The sequence below is a fragment of the Weizmannia sp. WK01 genome, from assembly GCF_025905465.1.
GTDB lineage: Bacteria > Bacillota > Bacilli > Bacillales > Bacillaceae_C > Weizmannia > Weizmannia faecalis.
In genome coordinates, this window is record NZ_CP109616.1 from 301,003 (window position 1) to 326,025 (window position 25,023).

General features: G+C 40.8%; 21 protein-coding genes and 2 pseudogenes. 18 read left to right on the top strand and 5 right to left on the bottom strand.

The annotated features are described in order from the left end of the window. Nucleotide 1 precedes the first annotated feature (1 nt). The 3 genes from OF158_RS01600 (at nt 2) to OF158_RS01610 (ending at nt 1,737) form a co-directional block, all read left to right on the top strand. On the top strand, nt 2-568 hold the full coding sequence (locus OF158_RS01600) for an ATP-grasp domain-containing protein (protein ID WP_225620936.1): 567 nt from the start codon (nt 2-4) through the stop codon (nt 566-568). Then, a complete protein-coding gene (locus tag OF158_RS01605) occupies nt 537-1,439 on the top strand; it encodes an ATP-grasp domain-containing protein (protein ID WP_014096436.1) in 903 nt (300 codons plus the stop codon). Before OF158_RS01600 ends, OF158_RS01605 begins: the two co-directional genes overlap by 32 nt. Before the next feature lie 61 nt (nt 1,440-1,500). Further along, nucleotides 1,501-1,737, top strand: a complete 237-nt coding sequence (locus OF158_RS01610; RefSeq protein WP_264302947.1) for a hypothetical protein — start codon at nt 1,501-1,503, stop codon at nt 1,735-1,737. On the opposite strand, the gene OF158_RS01615 is transcribed toward OF158_RS01610, so the two are convergent. After that, the gene (locus OF158_RS01615; RefSeq protein ID WP_043052472.1) at nt 1,720-3,081 is read right to left on the bottom strand and encodes an IS4 family transposase; all 1,362 of its coding nucleotides are present in this window, start codon (nt 3,079-3,081) and stop codon (nt 1,720-1,722) included. The two genes, OF158_RS01610 and OF158_RS01615, sit on opposite strands and share 18 nt — an antisense overlap. A gap of 196 nt (nt 3,082-3,277) precedes the next feature. On the opposite strand from OF158_RS01615, the gene OF158_RS01620 reads away from it, so the two are divergent. From OF158_RS01620 to OF158_RS01630, 3 genes are all read left to right on the top strand, one after another. After that, nucleotides 3,278-4,366 carry an ArsR/SmtB family transcription factor gene (locus OF158_RS01620; RefSeq protein ID WP_014096435.1) on the top strand — a complete coding sequence of 363 codons (1,089 nt, stop codon included), beginning with the start codon at nt 3,278-3,280 and terminating at the stop codon, nt 4,364-4,366. Nucleotides 4,367-4,546: 180 nt separating this feature from the next. Continuing rightward, entirely contained in the window at nt 4,547-4,846 is a 300-nt protein-coding gene (locus OF158_RS01625) for a YkvR family protein (protein ID WP_026104497.1), read from the top strand. Beyond that, complete coding sequence (locus OF158_RS01630; protein WP_014096433.1) at nt 4,843-5,838, top strand: LLM class flavin-dependent oxidoreductase; 996 nt, start codon at nt 4,843-4,845, stop codon at nt 5,836-5,838. Before OF158_RS01625 ends, OF158_RS01630 begins: the two co-directional genes overlap by 4 nt. A 1,255-nt stretch (nt 5,839-7,093) precedes the next feature. Here OF158_RS01630 and OF158_RS01635 read toward each other — a convergent pair. Next, a complete protein-coding gene (locus OF158_RS01635; protein WP_014096432.1) occupies nt 7,094-8,323 on the bottom strand; it encodes an MFS transporter in 1,230 nt (409 codons plus the stop codon). A gap of 355 nt (nt 8,324-8,678) precedes the next feature. Here OF158_RS01635 and OF158_RS01640 point away from each other — a divergent pair, with 355 nt between their 5' ends. The 3 genes from OF158_RS01640 (at nt 8,679) to OF158_RS01650 (ending at nt 12,054) form a co-directional block, all read left to right on the top strand. After that, entirely contained in the window at nt 8,679-9,218 is a 540-nt protein-coding gene (locus OF158_RS01640; protein ID WP_014096430.1) for a GNAT family N-acetyltransferase, read from the top strand. A gap of 315 nt (nt 9,219-9,533) precedes the next feature. Then, on the top strand, nt 9,534-10,022 hold the full coding sequence (locus tag OF158_RS01645; RefSeq protein ID WP_014096428.1) for a GNAT family N-acetyltransferase: 489 nt from the start codon (nt 9,534-9,536) through the stop codon (nt 10,020-10,022). Between the two features lie 721 nt (nt 10,023-10,743). After that, nucleotides 10,744-12,054, top strand: coding sequence for a transposase family protein (locus tag OF158_RS01650; protein ID WP_043052509.1), 1,311 nt, complete (start codon nt 10,744-10,746; stop codon nt 12,052-12,054). A gap of 164 nt (nt 12,055-12,218) precedes the next feature. Here the strand turns inward: OF158_RS01650 and OF158_RS01655 are convergent, their stop codons facing one another. Continuing rightward, entirely contained in the window at nt 12,219-12,530 is a 312-nt protein-coding gene (locus OF158_RS01655; protein ID WP_035182769.1) for an NUDIX hydrolase, read from the bottom strand. Between the two features lie 682 nt (nt 12,531-13,212). Here OF158_RS01655 and OF158_RS01660 point away from each other — a divergent pair. The 5 genes from OF158_RS01660 (at nt 13,213) to OF158_RS01680 (ending at nt 17,892) form a co-directional block, all read left to right on the top strand. Beyond that, the gene (locus OF158_RS01660; protein WP_017550280.1) at nt 13,213-13,833 is read left to right on the top strand and encodes a hypothetical protein; all 621 of its coding nucleotides are present in this window, start codon (nt 13,213-13,215) and stop codon (nt 13,831-13,833) included. 212 nt (nt 13,834-14,045) lie between these two features. After that, on the top strand, nt 14,046-15,314 hold the full coding sequence (locus OF158_RS01665; RefSeq protein WP_014096424.1) for an MDR family MFS transporter: 1,269 nt from the start codon (nt 14,046-14,048) through the stop codon (nt 15,312-15,314). Between the two features lie 197 nt (nt 15,315-15,511). Further along, complete coding sequence (locus OF158_RS01670) at nt 15,512-15,952, top strand: GNAT family N-acetyltransferase (protein ID WP_014096423.1); 441 nt, start codon at nt 15,512-15,514, stop codon at nt 15,950-15,952. A 212-nt stretch (nt 15,953-16,164) separates the two neighbouring features. Next, nucleotides 16,165-16,956 (top strand): lipid II flippase Amj family protein, encoded by a 792-nt coding sequence (locus OF158_RS01675; protein WP_014096422.1) that lies wholly within the window; start codon nt 16,165-16,167, stop codon nt 16,954-16,956. A 195-nt stretch (nt 16,957-17,151) separates the two neighbouring features. Further along, a complete protein-coding gene (locus OF158_RS01680; protein ID WP_014096421.1) occupies nt 17,152-17,892 on the top strand; it encodes a CPBP family intramembrane glutamic endopeptidase in 741 nt (246 codons plus the stop codon). Nucleotides 17,893-17,962: 70 nt separating this feature from the next. On the opposite strand, the gene OF158_RS01685 is transcribed toward OF158_RS01680, so the two are convergent. Beyond that, nucleotides 17,963-18,199, bottom strand: a complete 237-nt coding sequence (locus OF158_RS01685) for a hypothetical protein (RefSeq protein ID WP_014096420.1) — start codon at nt 18,197-18,199, stop codon at nt 17,963-17,965. Between the two features lie 555 nt (nt 18,200-18,754). Then, complete coding sequence (locus OF158_RS01690; RefSeq protein ID WP_014096930.1) at nt 18,755-20,440, bottom strand: IS1634 family transposase; 1,686 nt, start codon at nt 20,438-20,440, stop codon at nt 18,755-18,757. Between the two features lie 397 nt (nt 20,441-20,837). Between OF158_RS01690 and OF158_RS01695 the strand changes: the two genes are divergently transcribed. From OF158_RS01695 to OF158_RS01710, 4 genes and pseudogenes are all read left to right on the top strand, one after another. Further along, a complete protein-coding gene (locus OF158_RS01695) occupies nt 20,838-22,199 on the top strand; it encodes an ISLre2-like element ISBco6 family transposase (RefSeq protein WP_264302948.1) in 1,362 nt (453 codons plus the stop codon). Further along, nucleotides 22,195-22,500 (top strand): annotated as a pseudogene (locus OF158_RS01700) (UPF0236 family transposase-like protein); the annotation flags it as partial. The gene OF158_RS01695 and the pseudogene OF158_RS01700, both read left to right, overlap by 5 nt. A gap of 58 nt (nt 22,501-22,558) precedes the next feature. Continuing rightward, a pseudogene (locus OF158_RS01705) lies at nt 22,559-22,981 on the top strand (UPF0236 family transposase-like protein); the annotation flags it as partial. A 377-nt stretch (nt 22,982-23,358) separates the two neighbouring features. Continuing rightward, nucleotides 23,359-24,648, top strand: coding sequence for a hydroxymethylglutaryl-CoA reductase, degradative (locus OF158_RS01710; protein ID WP_014096418.1), 1,290 nt, complete (start codon nt 23,359-23,361; stop codon nt 24,646-24,648). Nucleotides 24,649-25,023: the final 375 nt, after the last annotated feature.

The following is a 25,023-nucleotide window of genomic DNA, read 5'->3' on the forward strand; positions in this document are numbered from 1 at the left end:
CTTGCATTCAGTCGAAGTAGGTCATGTTACAGGAAAAGGGATTGAACCTGTCCCCCAGCTTGAAGAAAAAGGTAAAAGACTGTTGGATTTGATGGGGTTGCGTTTTGGGGCAGCCCATATCGAATTTATTGTTCGGGGAAACGTACCTTACCTGGTGGAAATCAATCCAAGATTAGCGGGAGATTGTATTCCCGATTTAGTTGAGTTGTCTACAGGCATTGACATGGTTGAACATGTAATGGACCAGGCAGTAGGTGAAAGGAAATCAGTAACAAAATCGTCGCGTCTTTCGGCTGCCATTCAGTTTGCCATCCCAAAAATAAAAGGGACCTATGTAAAGGTGAGCGGCGTTGAGGAAGCAAAAAAATCGAACGGCGTGATAAGCGTATCGGTTGCTGCTTTGCCGATGCATGCCGATCATGTATCAAGCAGCTATGACCGTTTGGGTTATGTGATTGCGACAGGAGATACCCCGGATGAAGCTTCCGGGCGGGCAGAACAAGCCATTCAGAAATTGCGATGGGGGGTTGGAAACATTGAAGCGGCTCATCTTATTGGGCGCGAGTGAGGAGGGAATTTCAGCTGCTCACGCATGCGGGTATCATGTTATCGTAATTGAGCGTCCAAAGAAAAGCATTTCTGAAAAAGTAACTGCATTAGCGGAGGCCATCTATTTTGCGGATATTTGGGATACCGATGCCGCGCATAAAGTGGTCGAAAAAATTTTTTCCCAGTATGAAGATATTAAACTCATCCTTAGTTTTACGGAACTGGGACTTGAAACAGCAGCTTACTTGAGTGAGCGATACAATTTAAAAACCAATCCGTTTGAAACAGTAAGGCGGACAAGAAACAAAAATCTGATGAGAAATGCTTTTGCATCTCATGATGATTTGAAACTGCAAACTTTTTGCGGAAAGGCAGACAGACTCCCCGAAAAAATTTCCGGTCTGTTGCCGATGATCATCAAGCCCAATGACGGATTTGGCAGTCAAAATGTTGCTTATATAAAAAACCAATCGGATTGGGAAAAATGGCTGCGGACTCATGCCCAAAGTAAACTTGAGTGGATTTTGGAACCTTTTATTGAAGGCCCGGAGTTTAGCGTAGAAACAGTTTCATCTGAAGGGACGCATACGGTACTTGGCATTACGGAAAAGGAAACGAGTGGTATGCCAAATTTTATCGAAACCGGGCATATTGTGCCTGCGCTCCTGGAAACTGAGCAAAAACAGCAAATAGAAAAGATCGTCAAAAAAGCACTGACTGTTCTGGGCGTTCAATACGGTCCCGGGCATGTTGAAGTAAAATGGGATGTTGTCAACAAACGCCCGGTTGTAATTGAAGCACATACGAGACCGGGGCGGGGACTTTATTCCGTTTCTGCACTTTCTGTCCAGCGGTCTCAACCAATACGAACTTGGCATATTAAGCTTTGAAGGGAAACACAATCTTGATATGCAGCCACAGCATACAAAATTTTCACAAGTGAAGTTTTTTATGCTTGAAGAAGGGCGATTGAGTGCTTTGGAGCTGAGGTCCTCTGTCCCGGAGCCTGTTGTGGAATGGAAAATTGCTTATCAAGTAGGGGAGCACATCCCCGGAAGCCGTGACTCGTTTACAAGAGGCGGGTACATCATTGCTTCATCCGATTCCAAAGCACTTGTCGCTAAAGCCATCGATGATTTTTATTCTCGTATTGTATGGAAAATAGATAACTCAACTTTCGCAGACTGAAACAGGTAGGTATACCTTGATATAATTCGGCAGACCCGCAATCCATTGTTGTAGTTGACTTTTGATCAGTTGTTGAATTTTCTTATTACTTTTATCCAGAGTATCTTCAAGAATCTCGACTAACTGCTGCAATGCAACAGCCCAATCAAGGTCATCTATTTCATCACATAATTCATAAAACATGCCACCTAATGTTCTGTCATCTACACTGCAACGGTTTTGCCATGACAAGACAATATACCTTGCAAACACAATGGTCGTGTGGCTGATAAGCGCGTCATATGAACGACTCTGGAATTCCTTTTGTAGTTTTAATAGGGACTTTGTTGTTTTGAAGAAAACCTCAATATCCCAACGCATCCCGTAAATACGGATGATTTCCTGGTCACTCAGTGTACAGTCTGTACTCAAAATCGCCAACCAGTCGCTTTTCTTGTTGCGGTTGCGAACAAAGACAACTTTAATTGGCACGCCATTGGCCTGCGTTGTATGGATGGAACGCAAGATTCCTTTCTTTCCACTAGTCGGTTTAGCTAGACGATACAATTCATCTAGGCTAACACGCTTACCATCGACAAAATAGCGTTGTTTTAATTTTTTGACCATACCAATTACGTCAAGACCTTGTTCTGTAATCTCCTTGATGAGAGGTTGTTGGGTGAACCACGAATCCATTAGAACATAGGAAGCATCGATACCAGAATTCATCGCCCGGGCAATCATGCCAGGAATCTGTTCTGGTGCCGTTTGTAATGCTTCTTTTCGGCGCTTATAACCGGAGCTGCGTTTATCGATATTTTCGGATATGCCGTTGATCTGGCTCTTTTTCGAACTCAATAATGAGAAGTCAACGGGTAGGAATGTTGCGCCATCAGACCATCCTAATGTCAACATGCGGAATCCTTTGTAAAAACGCATTTTTTGAGATGCATGATCAAAGCAGCGAGCCAGAAGCTCAACGTGTTTGCTTCGGTTCCGGTCATAAGATGAATCATCTAAAATCAATACTTTCGGACGGTCATGACGTGTCAATTTCGAAACTTTTCCAATCACTGAGGCAACCAGTGAAAGGAGGAAACGACGCCAGTTGAACGTTGATTGGTTGAGAAACCGATAAACGGTATCTTTGGCTGGAATGTCTGTAGCTTTCTTACTTTCCAACATCCTGAACCAGTTTTTGTTTTCAAAGATCATACAAAAAATCAATTGAAAAATGTAGGCACAAGAAAAACCAAAGGACTTCGTAATACCGGCGATTCGCAAGTGTTTCAACATATTCAACTCTTTAAATGTTGATTTTATTTCATTTGGTAGTTGATTATTCAGGCTGTTTTTCGCTATCATAGTAGGAGACACCTCTTCTATTTGGTAGTGATTTTCGATAAATCAACTATACCAAAAGTAGAGGTGTTTTTTCATATATTAATTTTACTGTCAAGTGCTGTATCTGAGACGTAATAGACATTAGCCAGCACTGAATTTATTATGATTTTCTAGGTGCGAAAGTTGAGTAGATAAAATATAAGAAAGTTGTGGTCATATGGCAGTATTAACCCCTGATTCAAATGAATTTCAAATTAAATTGGAGTTTTTAACCTCTCCTGTCTTTGAAATGATGGCATCTTTAAGAAAATGCTATCTCATGCAAGGGCGGTTGGAATGGGAAGATATAAACTTGCAAAATTTTTATACGGAAAATCAAGGATTACTCAAAAGGTACTACGGCGGTTTTGAGATGGGGGCCCAGCTTGCTGAGCTTGTGATTGGGCTAAGCCAGCCCCATTCTATTCAGGATTTTATCCATTGGGTTCAACAGATGGATCGTCCCCGTTTTCTTTATTACTTATTGGGCCGGTATCTGGAGGTGGAGGAAATTGAAACCATTTTTGAAAACTCGCCCGAACCGTCAAATGAAATAAAGCAAAGAATTGAAAAAAAGGGCGGATTCGTGCACCAGGAACAGTTGGCTTTTGCGGAAAATTGGCCTGTTTGGCATCAAGAGTTGGTCGATTTATGGTCTGCATACTATGAGGAATATTTTTTTAAAATAGCAAGGCATGTGGCGTCTTTTTGGGAGCAAGCGAATGACAAACTGGCAAGGGACCTGAATACGAAAGGGCTAAATGAGGTTTTGAGAAGGCTGCTGAAGGGAAAAACGATTCCTGAACAATTTCCTGAGAATAAGCAAACCGAAGTGGTTCGCTTTTTTCCTTCTTACTTTGTTTCACCAAAGTTCATCCTGATTTGGGGATGGGGCGAATTAAATCTCGTTTATGATCTTACAGCATATGTGGACCAGCCATTGCCCGCTCCTTCCCCTTTTGAGATCAATGACACGCCGGCCACATTGGATGAAATCTCCTTTTTTGGCAAAGCGTTATCAGAGCCGATGCGTATACGGATTTTGTCTTTGATTGCAAGAAAGGAAGGAATCAAAGCCCAGGAGATGGCCGAAAAATTAGACCTGAACCCTGCCACGATCTCCAGGCACCTGAACATTTTGAAAAGTTGCAAGCTCATCACGGAAACCAAGCAAAAAAGCCATAATATTTACTTTATCAATCATAGCGAGTTCAGGCGCTGGGCAAAACAACTAGAAGGGGAGCAATTTTTAAAGGCTTTCGATTGATGCTTGATTCGGCCGGTTTGTTTTAGAAAGCAGCTAAGGTGCATTTCAAGCGCAACGGGTTGCTTTAGTCTGGGCACGTCCCTCGAGAAACACCGGCCGCACGGGCAAGCCTCTCTCCTGTACTTGGTGCAGCCGTGCATGTAGACTAAAAGGAGACAAAAGGTGAAAGCAGGTGTTGTTTTGGTATCCTATATCGTATTAAACAAACGGAAGATTGATGTGGAACGTTATCGGGAAGAGGACGTACAGGGGCTGAAGCAGATCGTGGTTGACTTCAAGGTCACAAGCGATGATTATCATGATATTGCCACCTTGCTGTATCAGGGAAAATTTGATGTGGAAGTGCCTGAAAAGGGGCTTGCTTTCAGGGGTGCGATCCGGGAATATTCTACTTCCATTACGAATCTATATGAAAAAGGCCAGGTCGGCGACTACCATTTAGCATTGCTGGAAGTGAAAGAAGGAGAGAACAAAGCGTGAAACTCAGTATTTTAGACCAGGCGCCTATTTCTTCCGGTCAAACAGCGAAAGACGCCCTGAACAACGCGATGGAACTGGCCCGTGCAGGAGAGTCATTCGGATACACGCGGTACTGGATTGCGGAACATCATGATTTGCCGGGTCTTGCCAGCAGTGCGCCCGAAGTGATGCTTGGATTTATCGGCGCGCATACGAGCACAATCCGGATCGGCTCCGGGGCCGTGCTTTTGCCGCATTATAAACCGTACAAAGTCGCGGAAGTGTTCAATTTGCTCTCCGTATTGTTTCCAGGCCGCATTGACCTCGGCATTGGCCGGGCGCCGGGTGGTTCTGCCGAAGCAACCAGCGCATTATCCGATCAATTTTTGCAAAAAGTGTACAAGATGCCGGAACTGGTGGAAGAATTGCTTCATTTTCTCCATCACGATTTTCCGGAAGACAATATTTTTTCCCGCGTCAAGGCTGCCCCTGTCCCGGCCGATCCGCCGCGTGCCTGGCTGCTTGGCACAAGTGGCAAAAGTGCCGTGTTGGCTGCCCGGTACGGCATGTCGTATGCGTTTGGCCAGTTCATGAGCGAACAGGATGGCACGGCAATTTTAAAGCAATATGAGCAGGCTTTTACGCCCCGTAAGCCGGGGGATGTGCCACAAACTTTGTTAACCGTTTCCGCAGTATGTGCCGAAACAGCTGAGAAAGCGGAAGAAGTGGCATGGAGTTCCCTGATATGGCAGCTGCAGGCGGAAAAAGGGGGACAAGCATCCGTGCCGTCTATTGAAGAAGCAAAATCTTATCCATTAACCGGAAAAGACAAAGAGAAATTGGCAAAAATGAAGCAAAACATGGTAATCGGGAATCCGCGACAAGTACACGCGGCATTCACCAGGTTACAGGAAAAATACGGAACGGATGAAATCATGATTTTGACGATTGCCCATTCTCCCCAGGACCGGATCCATTCTTACAGGCTTATTGCGGAAGAAGTGCTGGGGTGAAGCAAAGTACTGAATGGCCTTTAGCGGCAATAAAAGCCCACTTTTCCTAATTGATGGAAGATGTGGGCTTTTATCTATATGCTCCCCTAACTCGCCAAATGTCTAATGAAGGCTTGCTGAACGAATCCGATTTTAGTTTTCACCCAATTTATCAGCAAGCTCTAGAACTTTTTGCCAAAGCTGTCAGCATACTGTAAAAATCTGGGGATTTTGGTTATTCAGTAAGCCCTATGTTAAGGAAGCGCGGAAAAATGACATTGTTCCTTTACATAGAGGCTGTCTATGTTAAGGAAGTGTGGAAAAAAGACGTCCTTTCTTTACATAGAGTGCGTCTACGTTAAGAAAGCGTGAAAAAAAGACGTCCTTTCTTTACATAGAGCGCGTCTATGTTAAGGAAGCACGAAAAAACGACGTCCTTTCTTCACATAGGGCGCGTTTCAAAGTGTAAGCTTTTCCCTTCATTTTTTATAAAACCCTTGCATTAATTCTTGCCAAAGCTGCCAGCATCCTTGCCAAATCTAGAAATTTTGCTTATTCAATTCAGCAAGCCCTAATTAGAGGTTTTATCGAGACAGTTCTATCTAACCAGCGGATTGTCAATTAAACGCTCTCGTGCTTCAAGGTAATTTAATATTCGGGAAAAGTTCTAAGCATGTAAAGGAAGTATGGGATAAACCAAGTCAAGAGAAAGTCAAAGTACATTACGTGAAAGGCACAGATGTTTACTATTATTGGGGATATTCTCATGAAAATAACGAAATATCTTGTTTCATCATTTATTTTTAGTAGTATTATAGCCGAAAAAATAAATGGATCCAAAGAAGCATTGTTTAATAAAAAATACACTACAACTATAACCCGTCTTTAGAAACAGAGGCAGTGCCTTTTCTCGTAGATCCATCCATTTCATGACAAAATCGGAATTGGGAGAGGTGAAAAGGGTCTAATATCCCCAGCGTTGTTAACCCAAGTATGAACAGAACAACGCATGCAAAGAAAGGAATCGGCCAGGTTATTCCCGTCACCAAGTCAATGTTTTCCAATGAGTTTGGAAATCCTAAGACAACTGGTTAGGAGTGTGATCAAGTGGGATTGATGCAAATGGTTTTAATACTTGAACACCTAGCAATCCAAATACCACTTCAATAACCGCAAATTTTTTCAACCAGATCTCCTCCTGATCCAATCTTCCCGCCTTCCCGCTTTATCACCCGAATTGGCAAAAACCTGCTCGAAGTGAGAGCAGGTTTCTATTTTACTGTACATCTGAGGTGGTTTCATGCTGTTCCGTGATTAAAGTATTTTTCTTTTTTAAAAGAATAACAAAAGAAATCATCAAAAGCACGGATGCACCGATGAATGTAAAAATAATGTTGAACCGGTCTGAGACTGCCCCGGCCGCCACGGTAGAAAGCCCGAAAACGAGTGTGACCAAAGCATTTTGGGTGGAATAGATTTTCGGCAGCATCCGGTCGTCTGCAGTAGTTTGCAAGATCACTTGTAAAGAGATACCTTTAAGCTGGTCGAATATCCCGTTGGCCGCAATGAGCAGCAATGCTACCCATGGAACGGTATTGAAACCGAAAAACAGTGTGGTCAGGCACACCATCCCACTACCGGTGACCACAGTCAGGATCGGCCGGTTTTTGATGAGGGCGGACCTGTAGCCGACAAAGCCGGCCAGCAACATGCCGATAAAAAAGGCCGTGTTTAAGTACCCCCACCACGCAACCCCTGTTTTCAAGCGTTCCCGAATAAAAACATACAGGACGGCAGACAGCCAGGCCGTACTCGCAACTGTTTCAAAAACCATCAGCAAGTGAATCGTTCTTAACGCCCTGTTTTTAAAAATGATCTGCCATCCTTCCACCATTGCTTTCCTCAAAGCATTACCCTGTTTTTCCTGCCAGTTTGCGTGCTTCCTGTCCACAATGAAACCCATCATCAAGGTGGAAAGCATATACACACTAAAGGTGATCCAAAACATCCCGGTTGAACCGAATGAGGACAGGATGATCCCGCCAAGCGCCCAACCCCCTAATTGGATGGACTGGTCTGTAATAGAGACAAGGCTGTTTGCTTTTACGAGCTGATCCCGTGGAACAAGCCGGGGGATCATGGAACTCCTGGCAGGTGAAGCCCACCCGTCAAAAAATGAAATCAGCCCAACGAGCAGAAACAGCAAGGTAATTGTAGCAGGCTGAATGAAAACCATTGCGTAAACAGCTAATGCCATTAAGAGCAATGTTTTGATCAACTGCGAATACACCAGCACCTTTTTGAGCGAAAAACGGTCCAACAATATCGGTGCAATCAAGCCGCTGACAAACATCGTCAACGTGTTGGTGAATGGAACAAGCGACACAAACAGCGTCGATCCCGTGACAGAATAGACAAGGGAAATCAATGCGACAATATAAAACACATCCCCTGCATTCGCCAGGCACTGGCCAAACACCAGACATCCGAATGAGCGTTGCTTCACTGTGATCAAGCCCCTTTATTCAGTTTTTATAGCTGTTTAAGAGGCTTACATCACATTGGACAACGGCTCCTTTGGAAAGAATTTTTTGATAATAAATATTATAAAGTGTTTGGCGTTTGGCATCAATGCCAAAGTTGCCGCCTTTTAAATGTTTTAAGTCATGCATTGTACGGGATGTTAAGGATAAATCATAGTAATAAAGTTGGTGTATCTGAATGATTTTTTCCCTGTAGGAAAAGGGGGGTAATTTTCTCAATGGGTAATATTTTACACAACAACAATGTCTTATCATTCGTTCTTGTGTCACCTTTTCATTATAATAGACTCAAATATTTAAAAAATGAGGGATCATATTATGCCATTATTAGCAAATAATAAAATTATATTGAGGAGCATATCTGAAAAAGACTTAGACGGTTTATTCAGTTTATATGCTAATGAAGAAGTCATGAGATTTTTTGGAAGAATGGCTGCTAAAAACAAGCAGGAGGTTTTAAAAATTATAGAACAAAATATTCAAATGAAAAAAGAAGGAACCGGCATAAGATATGCAGCTTATTTAAAAGCTACAGACGATTTTGTCGGAATCATCACGCTCAAAAGATACAATGCAAGAAATATGCGAGCTGAAATTGATTATATTGTAGCGCCTGAGCATCAGAGAAAAGGGTTGGCTACTGAAATGCTAGGGCTGTTTCTGAATGAAATATTTAACAAGTGGAATCTGGAACGAATCTCGGCATATGTTTTTTTGGAGAATACTGCATCATGTAAGCTACTGGAAAAGTTCAACTTCACAAGAGAAGGAATATTGCGCCATTGGACTTGTGTAAATGGTAAATTTTACGATTCTTACTCTTATAGTTTACTTTCTTCTGACCGGACACAAAAATAGTAAAAAAGAGTTGGGCGGTAACATGGAACTAAATTGGGGACTTCTGTCATGCATGGAATCGGGAAACGCGAAAGCCCTGAAGTATTCATTTGTTTTTTACTCCAAAACGAAAGAATTTCCGCAATTTGTCAGAGCAAATTCGCACTAGAAAATGCTTATGATTTTTTTAGGAGAGAAAAAGCAATTTCGTTTGACAAGTGATGATTTATTCAAGGTTCGATGGGAATATGAGGCATACGTCATGCTGCAACCGGGCGGTTCAGTTTTTTAGAAAGCCCGGCCGGTTTAATAACTGTATATTGTGAGGTTTTTACAATGGAAGAAATTCATTTAGAAAAGTTCGGATCTGATGATTTTGATGATTATTTAAAACTTTACTCTAACCCGGATGTAATGGCAATGATAACGGAACGGGCGTTGTCAATAGAGGAAGCAATGCAAAAATATCAAAAAGTATTAGATCGAAACCAAAAGTTTAAACAGTTTGGGACATTTAAAGTTTATGTCGGCTTAAAAAAATTCATCGGGCTCGGAAGCCTGGTTTTAAATGAAGAAGTGCCGAGTGAGGCTGAAATTGGATATATGTTACTCCCTGAATATTGGGGAAAAGGTTACGGCGGTCAAATTGCCAGTAAATTAATCAACGCAGCCAATCATGCCGGTCTGCATAAGCTTACTGCAATCATAGATCCAAATAACACTGCTTCAAAAAAGATTCTGTTAAAAAATGGTTTCTGTACTGTAAAGATTTGTGAGATGGATGGGCTTCCGGGAGAGATATTAGAAAAGCAGCTTAGTCAATAACAGGTAGTATTAACGGCCTTTCTCCCTTTTCTTTTTTTAATGCTTCAACAGGGTCACCCGGTATAAGACGAAGCCGGTCTGAATCTCCAAGACCTTGCACGTAAACAGGCCCATTTGTGTTATTAAGAATGGGCCTAAAACTATTTTAACTCACTGATGGTGCAGGCTCTCCAGCTTTTATTGTATTGGGGTGGGGGCTTTGTCCAACCTCATTTTTGTAGATCTCGATTGTTTTCGTCTGGTCACTTCTATTTCAAATCCTTGGGCTACAAGGAGCCTGTAACATCGTAAATACTCTCATATAAAATCGAAAACAGCATGCTGACAAACCGGATACAATCCAAAATTAGATTCGTTTAGCAAGCCCAAATTATAAGGGTTTGCTGACTATCCTTTTTTTTCGTAAACCAATTTTGCCGCCGCTGTTATTGAATGCCTGTATCCTTCTGGTATAAGTTCGTTTTCTAAATGGTTTATTTTAATCCATTTGTATTCTATATGTTCCTCGCTTATCTGAATATCAGCTCTGAGGAGTAAAAATTTTTCGTGATAATTTAACTATTCCCCCCCAAAAATGCGGCTAAATATGTAATAATTTAAATAATTAGAGCTTGCTGGACGAATATTTTGGCATGGCTTAGTGACAAGTCGAATACAAGCTAAAATTTGATTCGTTCAGCAAGCCCTAATTAAACTTGGCTGTTTTGAGGGGGTTTTTATTTTGGTTACTAGAAAAGAAAAAAGAAATCGTGAAAAAGAAGCAAATTATTTTTTCGAGTTCCTTAAAATTCAGAAGCATTTTTTCAAAGACCTGATGAATAACCTAAAAAAGGTAGCAGACCACCGACATCAAAGCTATATCACTTATGGTCCAGAGGTCCTTTTATTTACGATGATGTTGAAAAATATGACCGGCCTAAAATCCATGAGAAACATGAGTGAGCGTTTTAATAAAGAAGAATGTATTAAAAATGTAGGGAAGGTGTTAGGCTTAGATTCTCTTGAAGAACTTCCACATTATGATACAATTAACGACTTTTTATCTGGCTTAGATGTAAATGAATTAGAAAAAATTAGAACGTATATGATTAAAGAATTATTGAAAAAAAGGTCTCTCGAGTCTTATCGAATTGAAGGAAAGTACTGGGGTGTCATCATTGATGGAACTGGATTACACACCTTTCATAAGAAACATTGTAAACACTGCCTGAGACGGGCATATACAAATAAAGAAACAGGAGAAACGAACGTACTTTATATGCACCATGTACTTGAAGCCAAGCTTGTCGTGGGGGATATGGTCTTCAGTATTGCCTCCGAATTTATCGAAAATGAATCAGAAAATGTTTCTAAGCAAGATTGTGAATTAAAAGCCTTCGACAGGCTGGCAAAGAAAATAAAAAAAATATTTAAAAGACTACCGATTTGTATCTTGGGAGATAGTCTCTATGCATGTGAAACGGTATTTAATCTGTGCAGGGCGCACAAATGGAAATATATATGCAGATTTAAGGAAGGGAGAATTAAAAGTATCTCGACGGAGTTTAAGGCAATAAAAGAGCTGGAACAAAGTAAGGATCAGAATTCATTAGTTTGGGTGAATGATATTGCCTACAAAGACAGAACGGTCAATCTGATGGAGGCCACAATGAAAACAGAGGATGGGAAATCGAAAGAGTATGTATTTATAACGGATATTAAAATCACGAAAAAGAACGTGGAACGACTCATCGCTGCAGGAAGAAGCCGCTGGAAGATTGAAAATCAAGGATTTAACGAACAAAAAAATAATCGTTACAATATAGAACATGCCAATAGCCAAAACTACACAGCCATGAAAAATCATTATTTATTAGTTCAAATAACAGATATTATTAGACAGCTGTTTGAAAAAGGTTCGTCAATCTTAAAAGCACTCAAAAAAACGGCAAAAGAAAAATCCTCAAATCTGTTGGAATCGTTTCGGACACGCATTTTAACAGACGAGGATTTCACCCATTTAAGTAAGCCAATACAAGTAAGGTTTACTTAATGATTTCATTATAGCAAAGGATGTGATGTAAAAAAAGGTTTTTTTGAAGTTATCCACAATTTTAAAAAAGAAATTTGCAAATTCGGCTCTTTTTGACTTTGAAAGCAGAAAAAATAGATGGAAAAATTTTCTAAATGTGGATAAGTCATTTTATCATAAAACATCTAAAAATTGATGAATTTACTCTTCAGAACTGTCTGAATATGTGACAAATTGTCGCATACACAGAAATATGTTACAATAAACACAAATTTATTTGGAAGGACTTCATATACCCACGAATCAATAATATTTTCAACGCTGCACTTTAAATTCAGTTCTTCTTTGATTTCACGTTTCACGCATGTTTCTGGACTTTCGTTTTTCTCGAGTCTTCCTCCCGGCAACTCCCATTCATTGCGTTCGTTTTTTAGCAGTAATACGTGACCGTTATGTATGATAATGCCTTTAACGGAAACAGGCAAAACAAAACTCATGTTATACCTCCAGTGGCAGTCATCTGTTTTTTATGCTCATTTTACTGCCAGGATTTTCACGTTCTTATTGTCTTTCCTGCTGCAAAAATAACACTGTTGTGGATGTAAATCAAGATTTGGAAAAACCAATAAGGAAAAAGTAGTTACGAGCCTGATAAGCGGTTTTCATTGCCTTTAAGCCAGTTCGGCCGTCATATGGCGGTCAAAAGCGTCATCTACAAAAATCAAGCAGGCAAGTCCATTGTGTAAGCCGGTATGCACCAGACATGATCAAACGAGTTTTATTTGCTAAAGATCTTTTTGACTGGTGTTTCAGCTTACCACCATTAAGTTTTTTTCTTTCGCCTTCGTTTTCCATATCGCAATCCTTCGTTCCACAGCCAATATACAATACTTTTCATTCTTCTATTCCTTGTCGAGGGAACAAGATTTAAGTTGAAAAATTTCTTAATAATATTTAGAATATATGATAAAATGAATACAAAAAACAGGATTTAATGAATAATCCGGCCATAGTGTTTAACGAAAAAGGGGACTGTTTTGCAGAATCTTTTACCAAAGGAGTTCTTGGTTCATTTAAGCGTACCGGGAAATACATACAAATCCAGCCTGCCCTGCCAGCTCAGTGTTAGAATCTGTACTTGATTTTAGAGTAATTTGGGAAAACTTGAGGAGGGTTCATATGCTGCTATTCCATTATCATTTTTGGACACCTCATTTAGAGGAAACAGAAAAATTCTATGTAGAGAATGGTTTTCGAACTTCACTTCGGACGGGGAAATACCAAGGAGAATATCAAACTTTCAATCCTCCTTTGGAATGGGATGATTTCCGGAACAAACCTATTACTTTCAGGATAATTGAAGTCAGGAGAGGTGCAATGAACATCACTTTTGGATTTGGGAAAAAGGTTATGTTTGATCACATTGGATTTTTAGTAACAAAAAAAGAACTCGATAAAATTTGTCACAATGCCCGGAGCATGAACTGGCCAGTTAACACGAATGATAGAAGAACTTTTATAGGAACGCCCTATGGTTTTAGAATTGAGCTTCAAAGTAATGCCGACTCAATAGATGGAACACGATCCAGTGAAAAAATGGAGGGATTGGAGTTAATTTTAAAAAAAGAGGGATTCGAAAGAGATTTATCTAAATTATTAAACAGTCCAGTTCATTTTATTCGCTCAAAAATAGGAGAAACCCCTACAATAAGTAAAGCAGTGATGAGTGGTATCCTTATTTCAAATCAAAAAGATCCCAATGGTGTAAATGTGATTGGGAAGGTTGGAGAAACGAATTAACAATAGCAGTACCCTGAAATGCAGCACAAAGCATTTAAAACAAAGCTATTAAAGAATAAGTGGGGAAGAAAAAGCGGAGGCCAAACTGATTATACGCTGTACCATCCCGGATGTGCACGATGTGATGCTGGTTGAAGACATATGAATCATTCGCTTAGGAATCATTTATAAACTTACCGAATCAGATTTTATGGCCTTGAGAGGATCAAATTATGAAATTTAGAGATTTTCACGTTAATATAAAAGTAAGAATTTTCGAATTATTTGCCAGCAGGTTAGTGGGTAACATGGTACTTCCCTTTATGTCTATATACTTGGCTGATCATTTTGGAACGAAAATTACCGGCTTACTGATCCTCATCAATGTATTTACCGGTATTACAATGTCACTTTTAAGTGGGTATATTGCGGATCAGTATGGCCGAAGAAATGTAATGATCACAGCTGAGTCTTTAAGACTTTGTTCATTTTTTATAATGACAGTGAGTAATTCCCCTTGGTTTGAATCTTATGGATTAACATTTATCGCAATGTGTATGAATAGTGTTTGCTGGGGACTTGCCGGACCTGCAAATCAGGCCATGCTTATTGATGTCAGTACGCCTGATCAGCGCAAGACGATTTATTCTATTATGTACTGGGCAAATAATATCTCTATGTCTATAGGCGGGATTATCGGAGCCTTTTTCTTCAAACGGTATCTGTTTCAGCTATTTTTAATTCTTACACTTATGACAGCGATCATCCTTATCGTCATTTTCTTGTTTATAAAAGAGACCCACAAACCTAGCAAATCGATAGCAACACCAAAAATGACGCCTAGAAAACATATTTTAGAAGTCTACTACACCTACAAGAAAGTAGTCCAGGACAGACTTTTTATAAGTTTTTTAACTGCAGCTGTCCTTTTGTTATCATTAGAAAACCAATTGACCAATTACATTGGAATAAAGCTGGATAAACATATGCCTATACAAGATTTTTTATTGTGGAAGATTGATGGATCCACCATGATGGGGCTATTAAGAAGTGAAAACACGATATTAGTAGCATTAATCGCTTTGTTTTCGGCCAAATTAACACAAAAATATAAAGATAAGAATATATTAGTAGTCAATTGTTTTATATATACAATTGGATTTTCCGGGATTGCGTTTTCAAATAATATTTGGGTTTTATTTATCATGATGGCGCTTCATACTTTAGGAGAAGTACTATTGGCTCCTGTTCAAGAATCTTACATGGCAACCATTCCTCCTGAAAACGCCAGAGGTGCATATTTAGCATTTTATAATTTACAATACGACTTATGTATGATCATAGTCGGAATAACTGTCTCGTTAAGTGGATTCCTGTCACCCTTCGTTATGGCTTGGATATTAACTGTAATCGGACTTTTAGGGACCTTTATTTTCTATTTCATCACGCCTAAGTTAGATATTTTAAAAGATAAAGCTATCAAAGAAGAAATGAGGATTTAGAGATTAATCATTGTAAAACAGTATAAGTGCAAGCAAGATACGTCTGTGGTATTTTCTTTCATTATGGTAAAGATGAAAAGCAGTTTTAGCGAATTTCTCGTGGAGAAAACGATGTACCAAGAAAAATATCGAGAGGATTAAAAATGGCCCTCAAGATTGGGGGATTTCAGTTCTATTGATCCGAGGGAGAGGGATAAATGGAAATAAGATTGCCGAATCAATTGGAAATGAAACAAATTCAACGTCTTACTTCGCAGGCGATTTATGAGGGGACAATGGGCGAAACAAAGCCAAATCTTGAAAAAGCAAAGGAAATCGTTGCATCCCTTTTAAAAAAGGGATGCAGCTACTTTGTTGCGGTTGAGGATCAGCAAGTTTTAGGATGGATACTAACCGGTATAAGCAAAGATTCTTTTACGGAGAAATCAGTCGGGTTTATTTATGAATTGTTTGTAAAGGAAGAGTTTAGAGGAAAAGGGATAGCGAAAGAATTAATGCTATACGCAAAACATTCCTTAAAAGAAGAAGGACTTACGGAGATACGCTTAAATGTATATGAGGGTAATCCGGCTATAAGATTATATGAAAAATTGGGGTTTCAAGTTAGAAGTGTTTCAATGGCTTTGAAATTGGAATAGCCAGCACTATTCTAAAACGTCCATTGGCGCTTAACCGGGTAAGATTTTGAGCAATGATAGAGGGAGAAATCATGGTTTTAAGTTGTTGGTAGCTAAATTGGTTTAGTAAAATGAAAGTTGAGCTTTGTGGCACCAAAGACTATGGAACAGAAGATAGAAGGGCTTGAATGGGAAGGATTGTCCGACGATCATTTACCCCAGGAGGTGGAAATATGGCCTTACAGATGATCATTGTGTTCATCTTGAATTTCATCATATCCTTGATTGGAACCCTAGCTTATTCGGTCAGAATGGTAGGGGTAAGAACAGGGAAGATTGCAGTATCTTTTGCCGTCTTCAATATTTTAACCTTGATTTCCAGGATTGCAGTGACATTTCAAGTACCGCTGCTGACGAAATATGTTGAAGGTCATACGGAGACAAGCGGCTTATTACATATTTTTAACCTTATCATCATTATTTCCGGAGTAGCCACTGCAGTTGGCGCTTTGCTCATTCCAACTTTCCAAAGACTATTTTACCGGGGCGTTTTGTACTTCTCGGCTGACCGGTCTATTCCTAAGCTGGTTCTGCACAGTTTTTCCAAGGCAGGTCTTCATTATATGAAGGACTGCGTTGCTGTACCTGTAAAAGAAAATATTTTACAGCTCAACTTTAGAAAGCTGCCGGTGAAAATTATTATTTACAATCTGGTAACAGTTGCTTTATTAACAGTTGGTTCTTTGGCGCCGATTTATGCGGGCAGTCTTGAACCGGATTTAAGGGCAACATGCATCACTTTATCTTCCATTATTAATGGAGTTGCAACCATTTTGATGTCGATCTTCATTGATCCGCAGCTATCCATCATGACCGATGATGTGATCGATGGCAAATGCAGTGAAGAGGATTTTAGAAAAGTGGTTGTTGCAATGGTAGGTAGCAAAACAGTGGGCACATTCGCATCGCTATTCCTGCTTATTCCTTCTGCCTATGCCATCGTTTTTGTAGCTAAAATGATTTGAAAATGGCCAAAAAGGGGCTTCCTAAATGTTCATTACAGCGGGATGCTAGAGGGTTGCTAGCATTTAAGAATGTTTCTTTTTTCCTTGATCAGCCATATGACACAGCTTATAAAAAGCGAACGCCGGAATACAGCCTGAGATTATGTTAAAATCATATTTGGTTTGAAAAATGATACGAATGGCTGGTGGGCGTTCATGAGAAAAACGCGTGATTGTTGGGTGATGATTTGTTCGATGGCATGGGTTGCCTTTGTTCTAATTTGTTTAAGATTCACCTTTGTCGCAAATTTTGGAGACATCACGAAAGTATTTGTTGAAGAATTGGTACTGCTTGTAAGTGTTTTCTTTTTAAATGTGTTGTTTTTAAAACAAAAAGTAACATGGCGGATAAAGTCTTCTTTTAAAGAAACACTGCTGATCATGATACCCGTTTTCTTTTTCTTTATGATTGATATATTGGTATCTTCCGGTCATGCATTGCTAAATATATTAAAGGCCGGCGGGATTTCAGTGATTGTCGCGCTCTTCGAAGAATATTATTTCAGGGGAATTATTTTTTCTAAAATCAATTTCTATTTAAACGAAGGAAAAGCGGCTTATGCAGGGAGAATAAAAGCCTGCCTGTATTCCGGGTTGATTTTTGGCGGATTTCATTTTATTAACCTTTTTCATCAATCATTTTATATTACAACGTTGCAGGTCATCCAGGTTACTTGTTTAGGCCTAGTTTTATGTGCCTTATATCTTCGCTCGGGAAGTTTAATACTCCCGATCATGCTTCATGCAGCAATCGATTTTATTAGTTTTATCAGTAGCGGGCCGGAAGTGGATGCCCATCTCACATTAAGAGGATGCCTTACGGGGGCAGTGGTTTATATTGTTATTGCATTTCTACTGTTAATTGGAGGCAGAAGGCGTATAGCTGCAAGGACATAACCTGCAAATGATGAAGGCATACTCCTCGCTTTATCTGTCTGCTGGTCCCATATAGTGAATCAGCAGCCGGTTAAATAAATGAGGGACTCCCATCAGCCATTGATCGACTATTGGGACAGCTCCTGTGCAGCCAACAATCTTTAGGAATATTTCTTTTTTCCTTGATGAGTTGTTCAAGTTCATTCAGATCTTCTTCTGTTGCCATGTTACGAATAAAAGAACGGGCGGAGGAGCGCAGGGGTAAATAGCGCCTGTGCTCTCTGTTTTTGTTATTATAAGAGGCCTGGTCGAACTTTTTATTTGTCATATGATTCCCTGCGTTTAAATAATTTTACGAAATACCATACAACAACGACTGTACCGATTACGGATAAAACAGCTCCGGAAACAAGATGAAGTGTTTGATTAAATCTGTCTCCGAAATAAAGATACAATGCAACAGCTGCCCAGAAGAAAATCAACAGTATTTTTTTCATAGTGTTTGTGCGATGCTAAGATATCGTTTTAGCGAGGAAGAAGATAATCCTCTCCACCTCTTTTCGGTTTGGCGGAAGGGTTTGATACAACCGTGTAGCGTTAATCTCCGCTGGTATTTATGCATCGGTGAAGTGATCCAGCATCGCTTTTCCCACTCCCTTTCTAAGATTAATTATACGAATGTATGATAAAACCGCCATAGAAAATAACAATTTTCTTATATCTTTTAACCCACATTTCGCACGTCTTAAATAAAATTCATTTTAATTTTTGAATGAACTATATTTAAACATTTTGGTGGGATGATATCTTCTTATTTTTGAGGAATTTTCGATAAAGTTCTATTGAATTCGACATTCTTTTCATGAATTCCTCCTGTTGTGTGTTATTCGCCTTTGTTTTCGACATTTTTTGACACGTATATTGATAGATCATACCCGCATAATTCAATGATTTTTTTGGCTTGTGAATCAATATTATCGGGTAAGAGCCTTAATTTTTGTCGATTTTGATTTATAAGGATCACGGTGATATCTTCTAATTGCTCTAACAATGCTTGACCTGTGGGTTGATAGAGTTTCCTTTTTCCTTTCAAGATTAGAGATAGGTTCTTTTCTTTCAGTTCTTTTCTAACTCGATATTCTAAAATTCCATAGATTAATAAAGCCATCACATACACAATCCCTAAGGCCTCAACCCTTTCCGGGGTTTTCAAGTAAATGGCATCAATCATTTGTGAATCTTTGATTAATCGGAAACGGGTCTCAACGGCCGACTGTCCTTTATAAACCCTCAAAACTTCTTGATTGGATAGTGTCTCCTCGTCTAATTTATTTGTGATTAAAACAAAAGTGCTGAGCATTCTTTTCTTATTTTCGATAAAATCATGATCTTTTTCAAACGATTCCAGTTGTATCTGATAGATTTGTTCTCGTTTTGTCTGTTCGTCCTTTTTAGGTCTTCCTCTCTTTTTTCGTTTGATAGGTTGATCACTCATCTGGACGTTTAGTTTATAACAGAAATATGAAGCCTTTTGTTTTTTCTTAAAAGATTGAATTGCTTCTAGTGCGTCCTCTTTACAATGAAAGATAACTTTACTTAGTTTTTCTATCTCTTTTTTTAATTTTATTTCTTCCTTTTCGATCGCCCGATTTAGGGTTTTCTCTTTTCGTTGATCTAAATTGTTTGAGTGGACAACAAGAAACCGGTAAGGAAGGTTTTGAATTTGTCTTTCAAAAGCTTGAATTTGGTAAATAGCTGCGTCTTTTTTATTGCTAAGTGAGCCTACCCTTTCCCAGTTATTGAGCAACCATGCCTCTTTCTTTAGTTCTGTGCTTAAACCGAATGTATCAGGTAAACGGGAAATAAACGATAAATTTTGTTGTTGAATTTCCGCTAGATTTTCCGTTGTGATTAATGCAGAATCGGCTTGATAAATGAGATTTTTCCAATCTTCATGGGAAAGGATTTTTCTCATCTTTTGAATGAATTCCACATTCCAAGATTTATCCGAAGTATTCCCATTTTCTACTTTTGCAAGAATAGGAATTCGTTCAGGTGTGACCCCCATCCCCAGAACGATTTGTTTTAAGTCAGGCCTATGGGCCTTACTATACCCGTACGTAATTTGCAGTCCATCTTCCTTCGGTTGTTTATATTCACCGTAAACAGAAATTGATGTTGTATCGTTATGGAGTACACCAATAGGAAGATTCAATTTTTTTAATGCTTTTAATGCAAGGGTGGAATATACTTTCCATGCTTCGGCTTTATACAAGTAATCTAATGCTCTTCCTAATGCATCATCATTTAATTGATCGGGTGAAATCGATGTATCGAAAAGCATCTCAGAATCTAGGTTTTGATAGAATTCATGAACCTTATAAAGGGGCTTGCCACTGCATAAAATGTTTAAGACAAGGGCTTTAATCCTTGTTCCGGGTGAGATATGACAACGGACAGAATCCCATTTGACTAAATTATTAATGGTCTTTTCGAGTTCTATTTCATCACACAGTTTAGATAAAAGTTGAGACGGCCCCACATGTAAGGTTAAAATTTGATCTGACATAAAAATTTCCTCATCTTCCTCTAGTTAGATAATCATTCAATTCTACAAAGAAGGAGAAAATTCCTTTAAAAAAATCACAAAATAGAAAAATTTACGTGCGGAATATGCGTTTTAACGAAAATCTCCGGCTTTTTTCGGAGATACCGAGAAAAAGGCAAAATTTTTATAATTCAACTATGAAGTGGAGAGCACCCCGTTTCTTCTGAGTAAACTAAATTATTAAAAAATTATCTACGTGGCTATTAAGATAAAAAAACGCACGAAGGAAGATGGCAAGCTGGAAAATTGTATGTGTAAAATTTTACTCGAAGGGGCAAATGAGTGGAAAAAAATGGGAAGACGCTCTATCATCTAATTGTACACTTCAAGATGAACATCTAGAGAGAGAGGTCTTCCCATGGATATTATATCAATAATTGCTGGATTATTAAAGGATACAAAGAGTCTTATCGAATTTGAAGAACAGCTTAAACTTCTGATGCAGAAGGCTTTTACACAATGGGTTGGGGAAATATTTGAAGAGTTAGATAAAACAATTAAACAGGAGAAGTTAGAGGAGGGCTGGGTGTACTGCCGGAGTGATAACAGAAACATTCAGTTTCTATTTGGAAGTGTGACCTTTAAACGCTCATTAATGCATGACAAGAGAGGAAATTCCCATTATCCTCTGGATGAATGGTTAGGGCTGGTACCACACCAACGATACAGCCCGTTAGTGGAATTAAAGGTGGCAGAGTTGGCAAGTGAGAACACCTATCGGGAAGTAGCTGATATTTTAAAAGAGTGGACAGCAGTGAGTCTTAGTCACACAACTGTAGGGAACATGGTAAAACACGTAGGGAAAACTCAGGCGGAAGCCGATAAGGCACTTGTAGAAGAGCTAGAAATAGCTGTTTCCCTGCCTGAGGGGAAGAAGGTAGACTACCTGTTTTCTGAAGCAGATGGTGTATTCGTTCGGGGACTAAAAAAGAAACAGAGTATGGAAGTCCACCACGCCATTCTCTATGAGGGATGGGAAACCAATGGTAAAAGGGTCTCCCTGCGTCAGCCCACAGTCATCATGACGACGGAAGACATTCAGACATTTTGGGATGAAGTCCAAGCCACAGCTGCCAACACCTACTCCCTCGAAAAAACGCATGTCATTACAAACAGTGATGGAGGTGCGGGATACACAGCTGAACGGTTTCAAACAGCTTTCTCACAGTCGGAATTTCCGGTGCTCAACCAGCTGGATACCTACCACGTTGCACAAGCCATCATAAGGACATTTGGGGGCGGAAAGAGCGAGATCAAGGAGCAAATTAGAAAAGCGATTAGAACGCATGACCTGGACCAATTCACGTTATATTTGGATACGCACGAAAGCACCTTGACGGATAAAAAGGCTCTCAAGAAAATCAAGGAATTCCGTTCGTATATCTTGAAAAACTGGGACCGCATTTTTGACTGGAGAGACAGGGTGAAAAACGTGCCGGAAGGTGCGAGAGGCCTAGGAGCGATGGAATCGAATCAAAGGCATATCTCCTTCAGGATGAAAAAAAGGGGCATGCATTGGAGTGAACTTGGCGCAGAAGCCATGGTGAAAATCAAACAAGGCATACTCAATGGGACATTGAGAGAAGCCTATCTGAAACACCGTTCAAGAAGCGAGAGAAAGCAACGGAACTTGAAACAATTCATCAGGATGTCTCAACTACTCAAGCAGCCTGTACGCCCGTCAGTGGGCGTAAAGCACGGATCAGTTGCCCTGCATTAAGAAAATCAAGGAATTCCGTTCGTATATCTTGAAAAACTGGGACCGCATTTTTGACTGGAGAGACAGGGTGAAAAACGTGCCGGAAGGTGCGAGAGGCCTAGGAGCGATGGAATCGAATCAAAGGCATATCTCCTTCAGGATGAAAAAAAGGGGCATGCATTGGAGTGAACTTGGCGCAGAAGCCATGGTGAAAATCAAACAAGGCATACTCAATGGGACATTGAGAGAAGCCTATCTGAAACACCGTTCAAGAAGCGAGAGAAAGCAACGGAACTTGAAACAATTCATCAGGATGTCTCAACTACTCAAGCAGCCTGTACGCCCGTCAGTGGGCGTAAAGCACGGATCAGTTGCCCTGCATTAAGAAAATCAAGGAATTCCGTTCGTATATCTTGAAAAACTGGGACCGCATTTTTGACTGGAGAGACAGGGTGAAAAACGTGCCGGAAGGTGCGAGAGGCCTAGGAGCGATGGAATCGAATCAAAGGCATATCTCCTTCAGGATGAAAAAAAGGGGCATGCATTGGAGTGAACTTGGCGCAGAAGCCATGGTGAAAATCAAACAAGGCATACTCAATGGGACATTGAGAGAAGCCTATCTGAAACACCGTTCAAGAAGCGAGAGAAAGCAACGGAACTTGAAACAATTCATCAGGATGTCTCAACTACTCAAGCAGCCTGTACGCCCGTCAGTGGGCGTAAAGCACGGATCAGTTGCCCTGCATTCAAGCAGTTCATCGGCAATGGGACATTTAAGCAAAATATTAGAGCTTTCGTTTTAAGCCTGGCTCAGTGGGGACTGATCGTTGAGGCGCGCGAAATTTACGAGACTCCTGCGGGAAAAGCGAGCCAGGAAAGACCCCGCAGCGAGGTACGAGCGAGGAGGCTCGCCGGCCGCCCGCGGAAAGCGAGTGAATTTCGCGCGCCTCAACATCCCCGTTATCCATCTTTATACGGAAATATTACATCTTTTCCGAAAATTACACCGAGCAAGTAAAGCACGGTAGCCGAAAGTGTACAAAAAGAGTGTCTTGGAATACCCGATATTTAAACCTTGTCGAGAAAAACTTGACACATACGGAAAATTGGATGGCTGGTTTTCCCCCTGAAATGCGTTAAAATAAATGTATGCACTTTATCGCGCACAGAGGAGGAAAATATGGAAAAGCAACCTTTGCATAAATTTTACGAAAAAAACCGGCTTGAAAGAATCAAGGCGCTGGAACAGGCGAAGGCCATTTCAGCCGAAGATGCCGCGCTGCTTGAAAAAGGGCTTGTGCTGCCGGATGAAACGGCGGACCATATGATTGAAAACCAGATTGCCAAATATGAATTGCCATATGGTACGGCATTGAACTTTCTGATTGACGGAAAAGAGTATGTCGTCCCGATGGCGATTGAGGAGCCTTCTGTTGTGGCGGCGGCAAGTTCGGCGGCAAAAATCATCAACAAGGCAGGCGGTTTCCGAACGACAGTGAGCAATCGTATGATGATCGGGCAGGTGGCGTTAATGGAAGTTCCGGATCCGATCCGTGCGAAAACGGTGGTGATGGCCCATGAGGAAGAACTTTTGCAAACGGCAAATGAAGCCAAGCCTTCGATTGTGAAGCGGGGCGGCGGGGCCCGGAAATTGGAAGTCCGTCTGATCCCGGCTGATGAAAAAGCCGGCACACCTGCTTTTTTTGTTGTCCATCTCCATATTGATACGCTGGAAGCAATGGGTGCGAATATCATCGATACCATGGCGGAGGCGATCAAACCGCATTTGGAAGAGTGGACAGGGGGACGGGCATTAATGGGCATTCTCTCCAATTATGCCACTGAATGCCTGGCAACGGCCGAATGCCGGATTCCCGTGTCATTGCTTGAAAAAAACGGCATGTCCGGTGAAGAAGTCCGCGACCGGATCATTGAAGCCGCCCAATTTGCATACGCGGATCCTTACCGGGCTGCAACGCATAACAAAGGCATTATGAACGGCGTTGATGCCGTTGTGATCGCAACCGGAAACGATTGGCGCGCAATTGAAGCGGGTGCCCATGCCTATGCAGCAAGGTCCGGCAAGTATCGTTCCCTTTCTATTTGGAGCAAGGCAGAAAACGGAGACCTGCTTGGCAGCCTCACCCTTCCGCTTCCGGTCGGGACAGTCGGCGGCCAGATCAGCATCCACCCTGCTGCCGGTTTCAGCAAGCGGCTGCTGGGTTACCAAAATGCAAAAGAACTGGAATCGATCATTGTCTCCGCTGGGCTTGGCCAGAACTTTTCCGCCATCAAAGCTCTTGTAACAGACGGGATTCAAAAAGGGCATATGGCACTGCACGCCAAATCGCTCGCTATCACAGCAGGTGCCTCCGGAAGCGAAATTGACCGGGTTGCAGAAAAACTAAAACAAAGCGGGACAATTGATCTTGCTACGGCAAAGGAAATTTTAAAAGAAATCAGAGGATGACAGGCGGGGGCACTGAACACAGATAGGAAGAAAAAACACGCGGGTATGAAAAACGGCGCCAAGAATACCGAGGTACTGAACAAAATATAGAAAAAAAACGGTGAGACACGATTATGGTGATGTCCCACCGTTTTCTTCTTTTGGAGCTTTTCAGCGGCTTCTGGCAGGCAGGCGGTTTTTCCTAAAGCTGGATGGAACCACTGAGGCCCGTGCTTACGGCGACATCTCCGTTTTTGAAAAGTGGCCTGCGCTTATTCTCTTTAGCAAAAACGAGAGGCACGCTTTAAGCATGCCTCTCGTTTTTACAGTGCGCCGTGCATGGCGATTCGCTAGGCGGTGTAAGTCCGCTATGGGGGTAGGTAGCGACCAACCATT

Bases quoted from the DNA above. Each gene is read 5' to 3' on its own strand.
- OF158_RS01610 (WP_264302947.1), top strand. From the start codon at position 1,501: ATGCTTGAAGAAGGGCGATTGAGTGCTTTGGAGCTGAGGTCCTCTGTC.
- OF158_RS01615 (WP_043052472.1), bottom strand. From the start codon at position 3,081: ATGATAGCGAAAAACAGCCTGAATAATCAACTACCAAATGAAATAAAA.
- OF158_RS01620 (WP_014096435.1), top strand. From the start codon at position 3,278: ATGGCAGTATTAACCCCTGATTCAAATGAATTTCAAATTAAATTGGAG.
- OF158_RS01640 (WP_014096430.1), top strand. From the start codon at position 8,679: ATGCCATTATTAGCAAATAATAAAATTATATTGAGGAGCATATCTGAA.
- OF158_RS01645 (WP_014096428.1), top strand. From the start codon at position 9,534: ATGGAAGAAATTCATTTAGAAAAGTTCGGATCTGATGATTTTGATGAT.
- OF158_RS01655 (WP_035182769.1), bottom strand. From the start codon at position 12,530: ATGAGTTTTGTTTTGCCTGTTTCCGTTAAAGGCATTATCATACATAAC.
- OF158_RS01660 (WP_017550280.1), top strand. From the start codon at position 13,213: ATGCTGCTATTCCATTATCATTTTTGGACACCTCATTTAGAGGAAACA.
- OF158_RS01665 (WP_014096424.1), top strand. From the start codon at position 14,046: ATGAAATTTAGAGATTTTCACGTTAATATAAAAGTAAGAATTTTCGAA.
- OF158_RS01670 (WP_014096423.1), top strand. From the start codon at position 15,512: ATGGAAATAAGATTGCCGAATCAATTGGAAATGAAACAAATTCAACGT.
- OF158_RS01675 (WP_014096422.1), top strand. From the start codon at position 16,165: ATGGCCTTACAGATGATCATTGTGTTCATCTTGAATTTCATCATATCC.
- OF158_RS01680 (WP_014096421.1), top strand. From the start codon at position 17,152: ATGAGAAAAACGCGTGATTGTTGGGTGATGATTTGTTCGATGGCATGG.
- OF158_RS01685 (WP_014096420.1), bottom strand. From the start codon at position 18,199: ATGACAAATAAAAAGTTCGACCAGGCCTCTTATAATAACAAAAACAGA.
- OF158_RS01690 (WP_014096930.1), bottom strand. From the start codon at position 20,440: ATGTCAGATCAAATTTTAACCTTACATGTGGGGCCGTCTCAACTTTTA.
- OF158_RS01695 (WP_264302948.1), top strand. From the start codon at position 20,838: ATGGATATTATATCAATAATTGCTGGATTATTAAAGGATACAAAGAGT.
- OF158_RS01710 (WP_014096418.1), top strand. From the start codon at position 23,359: ATGGAAAAGCAACCTTTGCATAAATTTTACGAAAAAAACCGGCTTGAA.